We start from the raw sequence: 15,816 nt of genomic DNA on the forward strand, positions 1-15,816 counted from the left end.
TCCTCACGCTGCGGCTGCCGCATCGGGAAGATGGCGCAGTTGGACGGGTAGTTTGGTGGCGATCTCATCGTCGGTCAGGTCGTCAAGCAGCTTCAATCGGGAAGATCCGGCCGCGCTGAAGAGAGTGATGACGCGATGCCCCGGCGGATAGTCCGAGGAGGTTTCATCGGTGTAGCCGCGATAGCCGTCTGCCGTGGCGCTCCAGATGTGCTCTAGACGCTCTTGCCGCGTCATCGCCCTCACCGGGCGCGTTTCCCGCTCGATGATCGCCAGCCGCATATCTTCCACCGAGCGGTCGTCGGAGAGATCACAATATCCATGGAAGTGACGAATGATCCCGTCGATCCGCAGCGCGAAGAACACTGATGTGACAGGCCCGGTCAGGAATTCGCGCATTGCGAACATCGAGCCACGGATCCACAGCGGCGGCAGGATCTCGAACATATAGTCGTGTTCGCGCTCGGTGATTTCGAACCATTCACCGGCATAAAGCGCGCTCGCGTCACCGCCGAAGCGATGAGGACGCTGTGCATACCGATCGAACATGCGGAACATCTGATGGCGGTCGGCGATGCCCTTGTAGACTTTACGGATTGCGGAAGGGGTATTCATTGACGGCTCCTTTGGCCCTGTCCGGACCGAAGTGCGGTGCTGCCCTATCGGCTCACCATCCTTCTTCAGTCCTTCATAACCCCTCCCCCCACGCCGCCTCTCCGTCCGGGCGGGTCAAGGGCCGCGGCCGAGCGGGCGAAGCTTCACCCTTGACGCGGTTGGCGGGCATGCGGCAGGCCTCCTCTTCCTGCCCTCGCTTTCCCTTCCTTCTTTTCTTCTTCCCACGCTTTCAGCGCATCATTCCAGTCCTCGGCCGGCGGCGTCAGTCGCAACCAGTCGCAGCCCACCTCGCTGGCAATGTCACGGAGGCGGCCGGCAAAGGTCTCGCCCTGGCTATTGGCATCGGTAGCCGCGACCAGAACAGCACCAGGACGTGCGGCCAGCTTGCGGACCGCGGAGTCCGTCGCCGGCGACCATCCACCGCCGGTGCTGAGATAGAGGCTGCCCTCGCGAAGCCCCTCGAATGCCGCAAGGCTCATGGCGTCGATCGCCGCTTCGGTGACGCAAAGACGCAGGGCGTTAGATGAGCCAAGGCGAAAGAGAATTTTAGAGCCGCCTGAGGAAAAGCCGCGCCAGTCGGGACCGCGCTCCTCCCAGCCGGTGACACCACCATCGTCATTGACATGTGCGGCCCACATGCTGCCGTAAGGGCCTTCCCGGAGAACATCGCTGCGGATGGCCTCCTCGATGATCGTTACCGGGAGGCAGCGCTCGGTGCGCAGATAGCGCCATGTCATCGATCCCTGCCACGGGCGACGTCGTTTTGCCCAGCGTTCCAGGACGGAAATGCAAGGAGCGGGCTTTCCGGCCGAGCGAGACCAAACAGGATCCCGGGCGATGACGCCGACCAGGTCGGCCACCCGGTCGAGCGCCTCGACGAAGGTGACGTCATCCAGATGCTCCGCGAGACCGAAGACATCGCCTTTCGCGTCGGACAGCGGATCGAACCATCCTCGCCCCCCATGGATGACGATGACGATTTCCGCACCGCGCCGGTACTTTGCAGCCTTGCGAGTGCTTTCCTTGACGTCGATGGCAAAGCCAGCCTGTTCCAACAAGGCTGCGCACAGGACACGGTCCCGAAGTTCTTCCAGCTTCTGTTTCTTCATTATTTTCCCGGCGCTTTCGCGTCCGTTCTCTCCAGACTCATTCTTTCCGCAATTTGCGGGACCGTTTCCGGCAGTCCGCGAAGAGCAAAGGGGCAAGGGCGCGCCATGGCAATCTGCTGATCTGCAGCTTGGCATCTACCGTCGGTGCCAAGGCGCGGCGAAGCTTCCCTTGCCGCCTGCCGCTCGCAAGCGGCACCTCGGAAAGAAAAATGCCGGCTCATTGAGCCGGCCAGGGATGGAATTCATGCACGATCTCCAGATCGTCTTCGTCATCGAGTTCGTCGCTCGGCAGAACGCCGAACTCGTCGCCGGACCTGAAAAGCGTGACTGGAACCATCAGGGTACGGGAGAGCTGGAAGGCGTAGTTCTGCGCGAGGGAAAGATTGGTGTTCATCTGAGGCTCCATCTTCGGAGCGGGCCATTCCCGCTCGATGGCTCCCGTCAGTGTCCGGAACCGGTCGCGATCACCGCGAAGGCGCAGCCGAAGCGGCCGCAGCTCGCTAGCGGACCCCGTCAGCGGGTTGATCGACGGAGATCCGGGGCCAGACCAGGAAGCCATCCATCAAGAGCGGGATTGGGACGCCTCAATAGATCGGCCTCCGCCAACAATGATCATGCTGAGACGGGTCTCTCGCTCCCGCCGATAACCTGGTCTATTGTTCTTTCGCTCCGGACATCAGGTCAGAGTCAATGCTCACAAAGGTTGGAGAGGCAGCGCAGGCTTTGACAACAGTGATGTGGCGTGCTTTTCTGTCCTTGGTCCTAGGACAGAGGACACCAGTCAGGACGATTTATGAAAAGCCAGGACATCGTCATACTGCTCAAGCTCATCAGCCTCCAGGAGCAGGAACAGGAGCAAGGGGTCGAAGGCGTGCGCCTGGAGGCGCAGGGCGATGACCCATATTCCGTCCGAAATTTGGAGGCATCCCTCGGCATAAGCAAGACGGAGGTCAATGCGTCGATCAAGAGGAGTCTAGCGTCTGGCATTGCCAGCAAAGATCGAGACCTTGGCCGACCCAAGCCGAGCCGGAGGAATCTGTTCAATTTCATCGTCCACGGCCTGAAATTCGCCTTTCCGGCAAAGCCCGGATCAATGCAGCGGGGCATTCCAACCGCCTTTGCGGCACCTATGCTCGAGGGCCTTTTGGTCAGCGCTGGCAACTATATTTACGTCTGGCCGCACCCAAGCGCCCGCGAAATGGGCCAGTCTGTCGAACCGCTATTCAAGAGTGTACCGGAAGCAGTCCAAAAGGACGTGCGCCTCTACGAATATCTGGCACTCTGCGACGCGATCCGCCTTGGAAACCAACGAGAAGTTGGTTTGGCAAGCGATCGGCTCTCGAAAAGGATACTCGATAAATGACGACTGTCCGCGGCCAGCTGCTCGAAATGTTGAAAGTCGTAGCAACGGCGCTGGAGCAGGATTTGCGCGATCGCCTTGTATTCGTCGGAGGATGTACGACCGCACTTTTCATCACGGACCCGGTGACCCTCGAAGATGTCAGGGCCACCGACGATATCGACCTTATTGTCGATCTTGCGGGACTTGCCGAATGGGGCCAACTATTGGAACAGCTGCGAGAAAGGGGGTTCAAAGAGTCCTCGGATGACGACGTCATCTGCCGAATGCGGCTCGGCCCGCTCAAAGTCGATTTCATGCCGGATGATGAAGCGATCCTTGGCTTTAGCAATCGCTGGTACGCAAAAGGTATCGAAACCGCTGAGGATCACCAACTCACTGAAAGTCTCACCATCCGGCTCCTCACACCTGTCCTCTTTATAGCGACGAAGCTGGAAGCATTCGCCGGCAGGGGCGGTGACGACCTTTATTCCAGCAGAGATGCCGAGGACATACTTCTTGTCGTTGATGGGAGAGAGGAACTTGGTCAGGAACTGGCGAATGCCGATCTCGACGTCAAGACATACATCGCTGAACAATTCCAGGCGCTCCTCAAGCATCGCGACTTTGACGATTTCCTTGACGGAAATTTGCGCGGGCAGGCCGGTCGCGTAGCTATTGTGCGCGAGCGCTATGTTGCCATAAGCCACTGCGCAGACGGTGGCACCCATGCGCGTTGAAGCAAACTGGTATAGCCGCAAGGGCACAATGACTGCAGACAATCGCGACCATGCAGGAATTGGCAAAAATACCAGCGGCGTGATGGCCATCATCGTCGATGGCTCTACCGCAGGCGAAAACAGTGGGGAATATGCCGAAGCGATCGTGCGGGAAGTGATCGACTGGTTCAACGGTCTACAAGGAGCGCTTGATCTCAATGACTTTTCGAAACAGCTGCGCGGAATCCATCTTGATTTGCGCGCGCGTTATCCTCGGGGCTCAGCCAGTTTTGCTATCATGCATGCTGGCACGAGAACACGAATGACAGTTATCCATGCGGGCGATTGTCTTCTAGGCCAGATTGATCGAGGCGACAGAATTCACTGGCGGACGCAGCCTCACACGCTTGCCAATGCGCTCGGATATGTCGCAGTTGAAGAACTATCGAAGATACCGGCCAGACATCTCCTCACCAAGAGCTTTCGTTCACGTGAATATATGACCCCGGAAATCCTGGAAGTGGACAGCTTGCCTGGCGCCTACTTACTCTCCACGGATGGATTTTGGGCCGAACTGCCAGCACACGAGCAGCTTGCCGTGATCGAAGGTCGCGAAGTCGCGGCGAATGGAGAGCACGACGACTGCAGCGTTATGGAGCTCAAAATCACGGACAATGCCGACACGCAGCTTATCGTTCACGTGGGCGGGGCTTCCCCCAACTTTTACAACACCCAGGTATAGCGGCCTCGAGGTTTTCATCGTCTTAGGGTCAGAACAGAAACGGAGGTCTCTGCTCTTGATGGGATTTGAACGCGAAGCCCACAGCTGCCAAGTTAATGCGCGGATCGTCACGGACTGCGGCATGCTTTCCGAATTCTCACGACGCCGACAGAACGAGCTGAACAACGGTGAACTCATTATCTCGTCGAAAATGCAGCGAGCCGCCGTGGGCTTTCGCGACCTCGGACGCGATGGTCAGGCCGAGTCCCGAACCACGGGATTTGGGCCCCTTTTCGAATGGAGCAAGCAGCGATTGGGGATCGGCGTCGAAACCGTCTCCGTCGTCACGGATGACGATGCTCACGCCTGTTGCAAGAGGTTCGACCTCAACTTCCAGCCTGGAGGTCGCTCCGTGAGCCAGGGCATTATTGATGAGGTTGGAGATTGCCTCCCGGACGCTCACAGGATCGACGGAAAGCACGATATCAGAGCTCGCGGGCGTGAAGCTTATCTCGATTTCCCGCGACATCGAAAGGGGCACCACCTTCGCCATGACGAGCCTGACCAACTCGTTTATCTCAACCGGGTCGAGCCTACTCAAATCGCTCCGGTGGAGGATCATGGCATGGTCGAGCAATTGCCCGGTAAGTCGACCTAGCTCGTTGTTTCTTTCCCTTATGCGCGATATCGCTTCGTTGATCGTGACGTTGGACTTGGCATGCGATAGCATTTCCACTTGCGCGTCCAGGGCCGCAAGCGGTGTGCGCATTTGATGTGCGGCATCCCCGATGAACCTCTGGAACATCGCCATCCGGCCAGACAGCCGGCGCATGAATTCATCGATGGACTGGACGAGGTTGCGTATTTCAACCGGTGGCTTGGCATGGATGGGGGATAGATCATCCGGGTCGCGAGATTGTATTTCTTGCTCGATCTCGATGAGCGGCTTCAGGGCAAATCGCAGCGAGAGAGCGGTCGCCGATACGGCCAGCAGGAACATCACGGCGATCACGCCGAGCGCCTGATATGTCAGTCTGCGGGCGAGAGCGGTGCGGGCGTGTATCGTCTGTGCAACTGTAATCTCCGCCCAGCCGGTCACGGCGGGATTTTCGATTTTCTTCGAAATAGTGGCCATACGCACGGGCTGATCCGCGTATACGCCATCCTCGAAAACCAGCTCCTTCTGCGTCTCCCGAGGCGGTGCCGCGATGGAAAGATCTTCACTGCCGGCAACGACGATGCCGCGTGGATCGACGATGCGATAAAAGATCAGATCGTAGGCTGCAAGGCCTGAGATGGCCGAGGCCGGAAGGTCCAACGTCACGACACCGCCTTGCACGAAGACATTTTCTGCAAATTGGACCGCACCGTTTCCAAGGAGCCTGTCATAGGCTTCCTGCGCTGCGGTGCCGGCAGCGTAATAGGCCATACAGCCTAAAATGACCGCACCGCCGGCAAGAACACCCGCGACCAGCCCAAGTATTCTAACCCTGATCGATCGACTGAATTCACTTATGAACAATTTGATACCCTAGGCCCCGCAGTGTTCGGATCTCCACGGAGGAGCCACTGAGCTTCCGCCTTACCCTGGCGACGAATTGCTCGACGGCGTTGGAGCTGGGATCTTGATCGAAATTGAAAAGCTGATCGACCAGTTCTTCCTTGGAGAAAATTCTCTCCGGCCTTGAAGCGAGTATTTCGAGAACGGTCAACTCTCTCCGCGTGAGGCTGAGCGGCTCGCCATCGACTGCCGCCACACGCGCCTTGCGGTCCAGCACGAGAGGGCCGAAAGAGATGCTATTATCCGGCAGCCCATCATTACGTCTCATCAAGGCTCGCGCTCGCGCTTCCAGCTCACCGTAATCGAACGGCTTGGTCAGATAGTCATCGGCACCCAGATCGAGAGCACTGATCTTCTCATTGACCTCCGAACGAGCGGTGAGTACGAGAACCGGCGTTTTCACGCGGCGGGAGCGAATGTTGCGCAGAACATCAAGCCCGTCGCAGCCAGGCAGCGTCAGGTCGAGAATGACCAGATCGTACGTCTGGACGTTCAGAAGATCGATGGCATCGGCTCCATTCGTTTCCAGGTCCACGGCGTGGCCTGCATTTTCCAGGCGGATGGATATCGCCTTGGCTATGTCTTCTGTATCCTCCACGATCAAAACTCGCACGCTCTCACGCCTCCCACTGCCTGAGTCAGACAAGAGTCAGAATAGCTTGCTAACGTCCAAATCGCACTAGAGGAGTGCGCACTATATTTCGGGAGGATTGATGGACATGCTATCCACTGGCGTGACGCCGGCACCTTTGCTGCGCGTTGAAGGCGTAACCATACAATACAAGACGCCTGATGCGTTGATCACAGCGACTCGCCGCGTGAGCTTCGATGTGCACAATTCCGACCGCTTCATTCTTCTTGGGCCCTCAGGTTGCGGAAAATCCACGCTGCTAAAGGCGATCGGCGGCTATCTTCCGGTAACTGAAGGTAAAATCACTGTTAAGGACCGTGCGGTTGCCGAGCCCGGTCCGGACCGCATGATGGTTTTTCAGGAATTCGATCAGCTTCTTCCGTGGAAGACCGTTATTGAGAACGTCATATTCGCGCTCACCGCGTCTGGTCGTCTTTCGGGTGCAGAAGCGCGTGACCGCGCGGAGTCCTACATCGAAAAAGTGGGACTGGCCAAGTTCATGAACAACTATCCGCACATGCTTTCGGGCGGCATGAAGCAGCGCGTGGCGATTGCACGCGGAATGGCGATGGAGCCCGACGTCCTTCTCATGGACGAGCCTTTCGCCGCTCTCGACGCGCTTACGCGCCGCAAGATGCAGGACGAGCTGCTGCGTCTGTGGGACGATACCAGATTCACGGTTCTTTTCGTCACCCACTCGATTGAAGAGGCGATCCGCGTCGGGACGCGCATTCTGCTGCTGTCGCCTCATCCTGGCGAGGTCAAGGCCGAGGTCAACAGCATCGCGCCGGATCAACTCGGGACCGCCAGGCAGGCGGAACTCGAGACCCGCATCAACGACATGCTGTTCGCATCACACTAACGGGATGACCATAATGACCGATCTCTTCACCTTCCGACCGGAAGTCATCAACGACGTGGATTCCGGTAACGCTCCCATTGTCGCGAAGTCTGTCAGTGCGTTCGAACGCGTCTATCGATTGGGTTTCCTGCGGAAAGCCTTCATTCTCCTGGTTCTGGCCGCCATATGGGAGATCTATGGCCGCTGGCTTGCCAATCCTCTTCTTTTCCCGACATTCGGGCAGACGGTTGAAGCCTTCGTCGCCAATATCGTCAACGGCGTCATTCCGGATCGTATGATCGTATCGCTCAGAACGCTGGTCATCGGTTACGGCATCGGTATCGTTCTTGCCTCATTGCTGACCACGCTGGCAATCGGCTCACGGCTGGGTGCGGACCTGCTCGAGACATTGACCTCGATGTTCAATCCGCTTCCGGCAATTGCGCTTCTGCCTCTGGCACTCATCTGGTTCGGCCTCGGCTCGGGCAGCGTCATCTTCGTTCTGGTTCACTCGGTCCTATGGGCAATCGCACTCAACACCCATGCCGGCTTCCGCTCCGTCTCTCCCACCTTGAAGATGGTCGGCCAGAATTATCACCTCAAGCGCCTCAAGCTCGTCCGGCTCATCCTTATACCCGCGGCCTTTCCCGCGATTCTGACCGGCCTGAAGGTCGGCTGGGCATTCGCCTGGCGTACCCTGATCGCGGCGGAACTGGTTTTTGGCGTGTCGTCCGGCTCGGGCGGGCTTGGCTGGTTCATCTACGAAAACCGCAATCAGCTTGAAACGGCAAATGTGTTCGCCGGCCTGTTTACCGTCATCCTGATCGGCCTTTTCGTCGAAAACATCATTTTTGCAGCCATCGAGCGCAAGACGGTTCGCCGCTGGGGCATGCAACACTAGTCATCAAACGAAGAGTTCATGTTTACAAGGAGGAGAAAGGCATGAAACTGAAACTAGCATTATTAGGTCTGATTGCAGCCGGGCTGATCGCCACCGCTGCGCATGCGGAGGTCAGCGAAGTCAGGATTTCCAAGGGCTTCGGCATTCTCTATCTGCCGTTGATCGTCATGGAGAACCAGAAGCTTCTTGAGAAGCATGCCAAGGAAGCCGGTCTTGGCGACGTCAAGGTTTCCTGGCTGTCGCTGGATGGCGGCAACGTCATCAACGATGCCATGATGGCCGGCACCCTGGATTTTGCCGGCACGGGTGCGCCCGGCTTCGTTACGCTGTGGTCCAAGGCAAAGGGCATCCCCAACGTCGAGGTCGTCGGCGTCTCGGGCATGAGCTCCACTTCACTGTGGCTCAACACCAACAAGTCCGAGATCAAGTCGCTCAAGGATTTCAGCAGCGCCGACAAGATTGCACTTCCCGGCATCAAGACTTCGCTTGCCGCCGTCGTGCTGCAGATGATCGTCGCGAAGGAGTTCGGCGAAGAGAATTACGCGAAACTCGATCCTCTCACCGTCAGCCTTCCGCATCCCGAAGCGCTGGCCGCTCTCATGAGCGGGAAAACCGAAATCAACGCACACTTTACCTCGCCTCCCTTCCAGTATGTCGAAGCCAAGTCGCCCAACATACACCGGGTGCTGAGTTCGACGGATTATCTCGGCAACATCACGCTCGACGTCACCTTCGCACCGAAGAAGTTCGTCGATGCCAACCCCAAGATGACGCAAGCCTTCATCGATGCCCTCGATGAGGCCAACGACCTGATTGCCAAGGACAAGAAGATGGCGGCGGAAATCTTCTCTAAGAGCTCCAAGGTCAAGGTCGAACCCGCGGATGCGCAGGAGATGATCGAGGACAAGGACGCAAAGTTCGATACGACTCCGAACGGGATCATGAATTTTGCTGACTTCATGCACCGCGCCGGCCTAATCAAGACCGTACCGAGCAAGTGGAGCGATATGTTTGTTCCGCAGCTTGCGGATCGCAAGGGCAGCTGAGTTCCTCCCAGCGAGGGTCGAGACAGTCCTATGTCTTGGCCCTGGTAAACTCTCCCAAAGCGTGAAACGGAGCCTGGCAAGTGCAAGCGACTGGGCGAAGGTTTCAAGATGGCGCGGATGTTTTTGCGGGCTGCGGCCCTCGAGAAAATAACCCCAGGTGACCAGATGATGAAATGTCACAACTTTCTACAGATGACAGTGGCACCATCAGCTCCTGCATGCAACGGCCGAACCCCTCACTGGGCACATGACTTTTTCCACGTAAATTTGCTTCGTTCAGATGCTCTTGGAGCCTAAAATTTGCTGTGCATCCTTCGTGCTTGTGCGTGCGGTCTCGCTGATGAAGTAAGATTTCAACTTCGGAAGCTGTTCCACTCGCTGATTTTGGCCCAAATTCGTCTCATCTAGAGTCCGGCCGAGCTTGGCATCTGCTAGATCCTAAACCCGCTCCCTATTGCAAGGGGAGGTGGTCACGCCTCATCGACGATCGGGTTTCGCAGAGTGCCGAGCTTGTCGATTTCGACCTCGACGATATCGCCCGGCTTCATCCAGAGCGGCGGATTACGCTTGGCGCCAACGCCGCCCGGCGTGCCGCTGGCAATGACGTCGCCTGCTTCGAGATGCGTAAAGCTCGAGCAATATTCGATCTGGCGCGCGATATCGAAGATCATCTGGCCGAAGGTCGCATCCTGCACCACCTGGCCGTTGAGGCGGGTCTGTATCCGCAGATCCGGCAACGGGCCGAGTTCATCCGGCGTCATCATCCAGGGGCCGAAAGCGCCGGTATCCGGGAAGTTCTTGCCCGGGGTGAACTGATGCGTATGCCGCTGGAAATCGCGGATACTGCCATCATTGTAGATGGCATAGCCGGCGACGTGGTTGAGCGCGTCGCCACGCGAAATATATCGTCCGGGCTTGCCGATGATGATGGCAAGCTCACCTTCGTAATCGAGGTCGGTCGATACCTTCGGACGCACGATAGGCGCCAGATGCCCGATCTGGCTATTAGAATAACGCGCGAAAATAGTCGGGTTCTCGACTTCGGAACGGCCGGTTTCCTGGCGGTGCATTTCGTAGTTCAGCCCGACGCAGAGGATCTTGTCCGGGTTAGGGACGACGGGCAGCCATTCGATATCCGCAAGCGGTGTCGCGTTGGCGGAGGCGGTTGCCTCCGCCACGCCCGCCAGGCCGGCCGCGATGGCTGCCTTGAGATCGGCATAACGATCGGCTAGCACGGTGCCGACATCATGGAAGCTATCTTGATCGACAACGCCCCATGTCGTGCGGCCGGCTATTCTGACGGTGGACAGTCTCATTTAGTCTTCTCCTTAAGTGCTTGGAAGTGCCGAGCCATCAGGCCCGCTGCATGTGATCAGAAATACGGCTGCGTTCGCCGAAACGCTGGATGGTGCGGTCCGGGAAGATCAGCGCGAAGGCAGAAATCGCACCGATGATAAGGATTGCGGCGGTGAACATCATCGCGTTCGCATAGCCTTTGGACAGATGCTCGGGGCCTGCCTGCTGGACGATCATGCCGGTGATCGCATTCGACGCGAGGGCCGAGACGGCATTTGCGGAATAGATGACCACGATGAGCTTGCCGCGCTGAACGGCCGGAGCGACGGCACCGAGCGTGATCGGGCCATAGATGGTGGTGAGGCTCGGGGCGGCGAAGGCGATCGCAATCAGCACAAGCTGGAACACGCCACTGACATGGACGGAGCCGATCAGGGCGAGACCGCTGACGAGCAGGGCATAACCCGAGGCGCTGCCGAGCGTCTTACGCTTGCTGACACCGCGCTGAAGCATACGCTGCGCGATCCACGAGCCAATCAGCAGAAGCGGCGACTGGAAGATATACACCGCGGAAATCACGCTGCCGGTCTGCACCTGGCTATAGCCCAGCCCTTGCTGCAGGAATGGCGGCAGCCAAGTCGCGGACATGCCGACGATCCAGTAGGACATGGTCGACATGATGATGACACCGATGACGGTCGGATCGAGCCACAGCTTGCGGGCTGGGATTGGTGTCTCGGAAGGCTGACTTGCGGCGGTCTTTTCGTTGCTCGCCGCGTAAGGGCCTTCTCCGCCGATGAACATCCAGGCGAAAACCCAGCAGATACCGATCACTCCGCAAAACAGGAAGCCGGTTCGCCAGCCATACTGGACAATGATGTAGGTAAGGATTGGGCCGCCCGCGAGCAGGCCGACACTGATGCCCTGCAGAACAACAGCGCTTGGAACGCTACGCTTCTCTGGGCTGAACCAGTTGTGGGCTGCATGAAGCGCCGTCGGCAGGCCAGGTCCCTCGCCAAGACCGAGAAGGATACGGCAGACCACCAGAACCGTCACGGAACCGGTGAAATAGATCGGGATCTGGGTCAGTGACCAGATGGCCGCGAGGGCCACCAGGATCCACTTGATCGGCACGCGACCGATGACGAACAGGCCGACAAGCACGCCCGAGATCGAAAACAGCAGAAAGAAGCTGCTGCCGATCAGACCGAACTGCTGCGGCGTGATCTGCAGTTCCTTCATCATCGGCACCGCCGACAGACCGAAGACGAGCTTGTCGAAGAAGTTCAGCGTTTGAAACAGGAAGAGCAGGATGAGCACCGCAAACGGACGCCACGGGCTGCTCTTCTGGATTGCTGGATCGGTCATGTTTCCCTCCCAAAAACCGTATCAAGATGTCATGTGCGGATCGCGCCGCGCCTCATGCGAGACGCCGATGCAGTTCCGAAAGCTGCTCAGTGAGATCGGCGACCGATCTTGCCGCTCCGAACACGTAGTGGTCCGGACGGACAAGGGCGGCGATGACGCTATGCCGGTCGAACCAGCCGGAAAGCACACCATCCTTTTCGTGGAGCGCTTCCGGATCGGCGGCGTCATCCCCTTGAGGCACGACGGTCCTAACCAAGATCCCATCGATCGATTTGGCTAGCGCTTCCCCCTCGCCTGCCCCGACCCGACGCCCGTCGAGAATCAGCCGCCATTCTGGTCCGGTGAACTTATCCAACAGGCGCAGAGAAGCGCCTTCAACGATCGCCGGCTGCGGGAAGAGCAGCCCCCGTGCCGCAGTGCCCTCTTTTGCGATCAATCCATCCTCAATGGGCGGGACGATTTCCTGACGTGTAATAGTGAGCGGCTTGCCGCCGCCGTCCGCTAGAATTTTGGCATCGCGCGCGGCCGCGGCTTCCGGATCGCGCTCGCAAATCGTTTGGCCGATCGCCTTGATCTTGCCAGTCAGCGTCTGCACATGCCGCTTTCGCTCAACGGTGTAGGTATCGAGCAGCGCATCGGAAGACTGTCCCTTGAGGATGCGGTCTAGCCTCCACACAAGGTTGGATACGTCACGCAGACCCTGGCACATGCCTTGCCCGATGAAGGGTGGCTGCTGGTGCGCGGCGTCGCCTGCGATTAGCACGCGGCCGCGGCGCCATTCGTCGGCTACCAGGGCATGGAAACGATAGGCGGCCGCGCGCCAGAGATCACCCTCTTCAGGCTTCAGCCATGGCGACAACAGCCGCCAGACGTTTTCCGGCTTTTCCATTTCGCGCGGGTCCTCCTCCGGCAAGAGCATGATCTCCCAGCGGCGGTGGTTCTTCGGGCCCATGATGTAGCTCGTAGGCCGCGCCGGATTGCAGAACTGCGCCGAAGTCTGCGGCAGCTTGCCGAGCGCGTCCTCATGCACCTGCACGTCTACGACCAGCCACGGCTCGTCGAAGACCAGGTCTTCCAGTTTCATGCCGGACTGTTCACGCACCTGACTCCAGGCGCCATCGCAACCGATCACGTATTTTGCGGCAACCTTGCGGATCTTGCCGGATGCGTCCTTCAACGTTACGACGACCTCGTTCGCCTGCGGATCGAGAGTGGCCATTTCCGTGCCGAGTTCGACCGTTACGCTGTCAAAGCTTTCGGCATGCTTCCGCATCACAGCCTCGACCGGCGGCTGGGTAAATACCATGCTTGGCGTGTAACCCAGCGGATAGGGTTCCGGCACCATGTCGATGCGGCGGATGAGTTGTCCCTCGGCGCCGAAGTGCTGGGAGGCCGTGAACGGAGCGATGTAAGGCAGAACCTCGTCGGCGATCCCCATATTGTCGAAGTGGCGCAGGATCTCGTGATCGATGGCGATGGCGCGCGGCTTGTCATAGATGCCGGTTAGCCGGTCAACGACCAGTGTGGAATGTCCGCGCGCACCGAGCATGCCGGCGGCAACTGCGCCGGCTGGGCCGAAACCCACTACCAGCACGTCATAGCGGTTCGAAATATCGTTGTCGTTCGTCACGGGAAAGCCTCTGCAAACTGAAACGGCGGTGTCAGGCGCCGGAAAATCCGATGGAAATCTGAGCCTTCTTGCAGGCGTCACTTTTTGGCGGTGCGATGCCCCAATGATCGGTCCGGCCGGGGGGCCAGCCCCATTCCTCCGGTCCTCGCACCCGATAGCTGTCGTCCACCTGCAGGACCTCGGCCGTATATTCGATGACCACGCCGGTCGGATCGACGAAATAGGCAAACACATTGTCGCCCGGCCCGTGACGGCCAACGCCCCAACCGATCGGGAAACCCTGATCAACGACCTGTCCGGAACCGCGCATAACCGACTCCAGATCAGGCATCAGGAAGGCGACGTGGTTCAGTCCATTTGCAGGCGCCTCTGCAAGCACCACCGCATGGTGATCGGCGTTACAGCACAGAAAGGCCATAAGCTTTGAGCGGTCGGTCAGACGGAAACCGAGGACATCGCGATAAAAAGCGGTCAGCGCCTCGATCTGGGCACTATTGATGTTCACATGCGCCAGGCGGTACGGCCGATTGGCAACGATCGCCCCTTGCCTCTGGCGGTCGCCATGTACGAATTCCAGCACGGAACCCTGCGGTTCGCGAATGACAAAGCGTTCGCCGCCGGACGGCGCATCGGCCGCCCCTAGCTCCCGCAACACGACACAACCAGCTGCGACGGTCTTGCTGAAAAGCGACTTCAGGTCTTCTGCTGACCGTGCGCGGAAAGTGATCTTGCGTAGTTCAGCGCGATCGCTTTGCTTCAGCTCCAACACGTGAAAATCGTCGCCCGTCGCCGCCAGAAAAACCTTGTCCTCTGCTTCAGCCACAACATCCAACCCCCAAACGCGGGTATAAAAATCGACAGAAGCTGAGAGATCGGGCGTACCCAGTTCGACACTACGCAGAGTGGAAACAGGAAAATTGGTCATCTGATCAAACCTCATCCAGAGCGAGGAAAGCCCGCGCATTCGCGAAAGTCAGGCGTTCGCGCAGTCCGACATCGGTGAAAGCCTCGTCGATACGTGCAACAGGCTCTTCCTCGCGAAAATTGAAGGGGTAGTCGGTGCCAAGCAGCACCCGCTCTTCGCCGAAGACAGAAACCAGACGTCGCAATGTGTCCGCATCGAAGACGAGCGAGTCCACGTAGAGGCGCCGCGCCTGCGCCGAGGGCGCTTCCGGCATGATGTCCTTGACTGCCGGAAATGCAGCATAGCCCTGCTCCAGGCGCGGCAACAGCGAAGCAAAGGTTCCCCCGCCATGGCTGAAGGCGATCCGAAGCTTCGGAAATTTCTGCAGCAGTCCGCCGGTGATCACCGAAGCCGCCGCCAACCCAACGTCTGTAGGATACCCAAGTACTGCTGAAGCGGCGACGGCCCAACGAGCCGATCCACACCGGCCGGCCGCACTGCGTGGACGAAGACCGCCGCACCAAGCTTTTCTACTTCCGCAAAGAGCGGGTGGAAGCGCGGGTCGCCAATCGCGACACCATTGATGTTGCTGCCGATCTCGATACCGTGGAAGCCGAGTTCACTCACGATGCGATGCAGCTCGGTTACGGCAAGATCGATATCCTGCATAGGCAGACCGCCCAGTCCGACGAAACGCCCCTGACCTTCCGCTACTAAGGTAGCGATCGAGTCGTTGACGTGGCGCACGAGATCGTTGGCCGCGCCCGTCTCGATCCAATAGCCGAAAAGCTCGGGCATGGGCGAAAGGGCCTGAAGCTCTATACCGGCGCGATCCATTTCCTCGAGCCGCCGCTCGGCGACCCAGCAGGCATCGCTCACCTGACGATAGGGCTTGTCATCGATGACGACAGTCGCATGGCAATCGCCAGAGACAACCATGGACGGCCAGCCGCGTATAGCGGAGCCGCCGCGCGGCAGTGGAAAGCGCGATGGCACAACGTGGCAATGAACGTCGATGCCGTCGCAGCCACAACCGCTCCTGAAGCGTTTTGCCTTTTCCTCGCCCACAACTCTCCTCCTGTGCTGACATCTCAAGTAATATACAAAATTCGATGCGTAAAGGCATAATTTATAAATT

At 58.6% G+C, this 15,816-nt stretch carries 16 protein-coding genes and 1 pseudogene; 6 read left to right on the forward strand and 11 right to left on the reverse strand.

The window, feature by feature from the left end; translation table 11 throughout:
- Positions 1-3: 3 nt before the first annotated feature.
- The 3 genes from FHT28_RS30555 to FHT28_RS30565 form a co-directional block, all read right to left on the reverse strand.
- Entirely contained in the window at positions 4-612 is a 609-nt protein-coding gene (locus FHT28_RS30555) for a DUF1419 domain-containing protein (RefSeq protein ID WP_168598244.1), read from the reverse strand.
- Positions 613-755: 143 nt separating this feature from the next.
- Positions 756-1,721, reverse strand: a complete 966-nt coding sequence (locus FHT28_RS30560) for a DUF3991 and toprim domain-containing protein (protein ID WP_168598245.1) — start codon at positions 1,719-1,721, stop codon at positions 756-758.
- Positions 1,722-1,938: 217 nt separating this feature from the next.
- A complete protein-coding gene (locus FHT28_RS30565) occupies positions 1,939-2,115 on the reverse strand; it encodes a hypothetical protein (protein WP_168598246.1) in 177 nt (58 codons plus the stop codon).
- Positions 2,116-2,514: 399 nt separating this feature from the next.
- On the opposite strand from FHT28_RS30565, the gene FHT28_RS30570 reads away from it, so the two are divergent.
- Genes FHT28_RS30570 through FHT28_RS30580 form a run of 3 tightly spaced genes read left to right on the forward strand, consistent with a single transcriptional unit; the run spans position 2,515 to position 4,521 of the window.
- Entirely contained in the window at positions 2,515-3,084 is a 570-nt protein-coding gene (locus FHT28_RS30570; RefSeq protein WP_168598247.1) for a hypothetical protein, read from the forward strand.
- Entirely contained in the window at positions 3,081-3,800 is a 720-nt protein-coding gene (locus tag FHT28_RS30575; protein ID WP_168598248.1) for a hypothetical protein, read from the forward strand. The genes FHT28_RS30570 and FHT28_RS30575 overlap by 4 nt, the downstream gene beginning before the upstream one ends.
- The gene (locus FHT28_RS30580; RefSeq protein ID WP_168598249.1) at positions 3,790-4,521 is read left to right on the forward strand and encodes a hypothetical protein; all 732 of its coding nucleotides are present in this window, start codon (positions 3,790-3,792) and stop codon (positions 4,519-4,521) included. Before FHT28_RS30575 ends, FHT28_RS30580 begins: the two co-directional genes overlap by 11 nt.
- A 136-nt stretch (positions 4,522-4,657) precedes the next feature.
- Here FHT28_RS30580 and FHT28_RS30585 read toward each other — a convergent pair whose 3' ends face one another.
- Complete coding sequence (locus tag FHT28_RS30585; protein ID WP_234903903.1) at positions 4,658-6,022, reverse strand: sensor histidine kinase; 1,365 nt, start codon at positions 6,020-6,022, stop codon at positions 4,658-4,660.
- Positions 6,009-6,674: a response regulator transcription factor gene (locus FHT28_RS30590; protein WP_168598250.1), complete on the reverse strand. Its 666-nt coding sequence runs from the start codon at positions 6,672-6,674 to the stop codon at positions 6,009-6,011. The genes FHT28_RS30585 and FHT28_RS30590 overlap by 14 nt, the downstream gene beginning before the upstream one ends.
- Before the next feature lie 100 nt (positions 6,675-6,774).
- On the opposite strand from FHT28_RS30590, the gene FHT28_RS30595 reads away from it, so the two are divergent.
- Genes FHT28_RS30595 through FHT28_RS30605 form a run of 3 tightly spaced genes read left to right on the forward strand, consistent with a single transcriptional unit; the run spans position 6,775 to position 9,480 of the window.
- Positions 6,775-7,554 (forward strand): ABC transporter ATP-binding protein, encoded by a 780-nt coding sequence (locus FHT28_RS30595; protein ID WP_168598251.1) that lies wholly within the window; start codon positions 6,775-6,777, stop codon positions 7,552-7,554.
- 13 nt (positions 7,555-7,567) lie between these two features.
- A complete protein-coding gene (locus FHT28_RS30600) occupies positions 7,568-8,434 on the forward strand; it encodes an ABC transporter permease (RefSeq protein ID WP_168598252.1) in 867 nt (288 codons plus the stop codon).
- 41 nt (positions 8,435-8,475) lie between these two features.
- Positions 8,476-9,480 carry an ABC transporter substrate-binding protein gene (locus FHT28_RS30605; RefSeq protein WP_168598253.1) on the forward strand — a complete coding sequence of 335 codons (1,005 nt, stop codon included), beginning with the start codon at positions 8,476-8,478 and terminating at the stop codon, positions 9,478-9,480.
- A gap of 470 nt (positions 9,481-9,950) precedes the next feature.
- On the opposite strand, the gene FHT28_RS30610 is transcribed toward FHT28_RS30605, so the two are convergent.
- From FHT28_RS30610 to FHT28_RS36515, 6 genes and pseudogenes are all read right to left on the reverse strand, one after another.
- A complete protein-coding gene (locus FHT28_RS30610; protein WP_168598254.1) occupies positions 9,951-10,796 on the reverse strand; it encodes a fumarylacetoacetate hydrolase family protein in 846 nt (281 codons plus the stop codon).
- Positions 10,797-10,833: 37 nt separating this feature from the next.
- A complete protein-coding gene (locus tag FHT28_RS30615) occupies positions 10,834-12,144 on the reverse strand; it encodes an MFS transporter (protein WP_168598255.1) in 1,311 nt (436 codons plus the stop codon).
- Between the two features lie 52 nt (positions 12,145-12,196).
- Positions 12,197-13,774 (reverse strand): bifunctional 3-(3-hydroxy-phenyl)propionate/3-hydroxycinnamic acid hydroxylase, encoded by a 1,578-nt coding sequence (locus FHT28_RS30620; protein ID WP_168598256.1) that lies wholly within the window; start codon positions 13,772-13,774, stop codon positions 12,197-12,199.
- 31 nt (positions 13,775-13,805) lie between these two features.
- Positions 13,806-14,699: a VOC family protein gene (locus tag FHT28_RS30625; RefSeq protein ID WP_168598257.1), complete on the reverse strand. Its 894-nt coding sequence runs from the start codon at positions 14,697-14,699 to the stop codon at positions 13,806-13,808.
- A gap of 4 nt (positions 14,700-14,703) precedes the next feature.
- Positions 14,704-15,126: pseudogene (locus FHT28_RS36510) on the reverse strand (amidohydrolase family protein); the annotation flags it as partial.
- Complete coding sequence (locus FHT28_RS36515; RefSeq protein ID WP_348645043.1) at positions 15,081-15,746, reverse strand: amidohydrolase family protein; 666 nt, start codon at positions 15,744-15,746, stop codon at positions 15,081-15,083. The gene FHT28_RS36515 and the pseudogene FHT28_RS36510, both read right to left, overlap by 46 nt.
- Positions 15,747-15,816: the final 70 nt, after the last annotated feature.

The organism is Rhizobium sp. SG570, assembly GCF_012275345.1.
GTDB classification, from domain to species: Bacteria; Pseudomonadota; Alphaproteobacteria; order Rhizobiales; family Rhizobiaceae; genus Rhizobium; species Rhizobium lusitanum.

Bases quoted from the DNA above. Each gene is read 5' to 3' on its own strand.
- FHT28_RS30595 (WP_168598251.1), top strand. From the start codon at position 6,775: ATGGACATGCTATCCACTGGCGTGACGCCGGCACCTTTGCTGCGCGTT.
- FHT28_RS30625 (WP_168598257.1), bottom strand. From the start codon at position 14,699: ATGACCAATTTTCCTGTTTCCACTCTGCGTAGTGTCGAACTGGGTACG.
- FHT28_RS30615 (WP_168598255.1), bottom strand. From the start codon at position 12,144: ATGACCGATCCAGCAATCCAGAAGAGCAGCCCGTGGCGTCCGTTTGCG.
- FHT28_RS30565 (WP_168598246.1), bottom strand. From the start codon at position 2,115: ATGAACACCAATCTTTCCCTCGCGCAGAACTACGCCTTCCAGCTCTCC.
- FHT28_RS30570 (WP_168598247.1), top strand. From the start codon at position 2,515: ATGAAAAGCCAGGACATCGTCATACTGCTCAAGCTCATCAGCCTCCAG.
- FHT28_RS30575 (WP_168598248.1), top strand. From the start codon at position 3,081: ATGACGACTGTCCGCGGCCAGCTGCTCGAAATGTTGAAAGTCGTAGCA.
- FHT28_RS30580 (WP_168598249.1), top strand. From the start codon at position 3,790: ATGCGCGTTGAAGCAAACTGGTATAGCCGCAAGGGCACAATGACTGCA.
- FHT28_RS30605 (WP_168598253.1), top strand. From the start codon at position 8,476: ATGAAACTGAAACTAGCATTATTAGGTCTGATTGCAGCCGGGCTGATC.
- FHT28_RS30560 (WP_168598245.1), bottom strand. From the start codon at position 1,721: ATGAAGAAACAGAAGCTGGAAGAACTTCGGGACCGTGTCCTGTGCGCA.
- FHT28_RS30610 (WP_168598254.1), bottom strand. From the start codon at position 10,796: ATGAGACTGTCCACCGTCAGAATAGCCGGCCGCACGACATGGGGCGTT.
- FHT28_RS30555 (WP_168598244.1), bottom strand. From the start codon at position 612: ATGAATACCCCTTCCGCAATCCGTAAAGTCTACAAGGGCATCGCCGAC.
- FHT28_RS30600 (WP_168598252.1), top strand. From the start codon at position 7,568: ATGACCGATCTCTTCACCTTCCGACCGGAAGTCATCAACGACGTGGAT.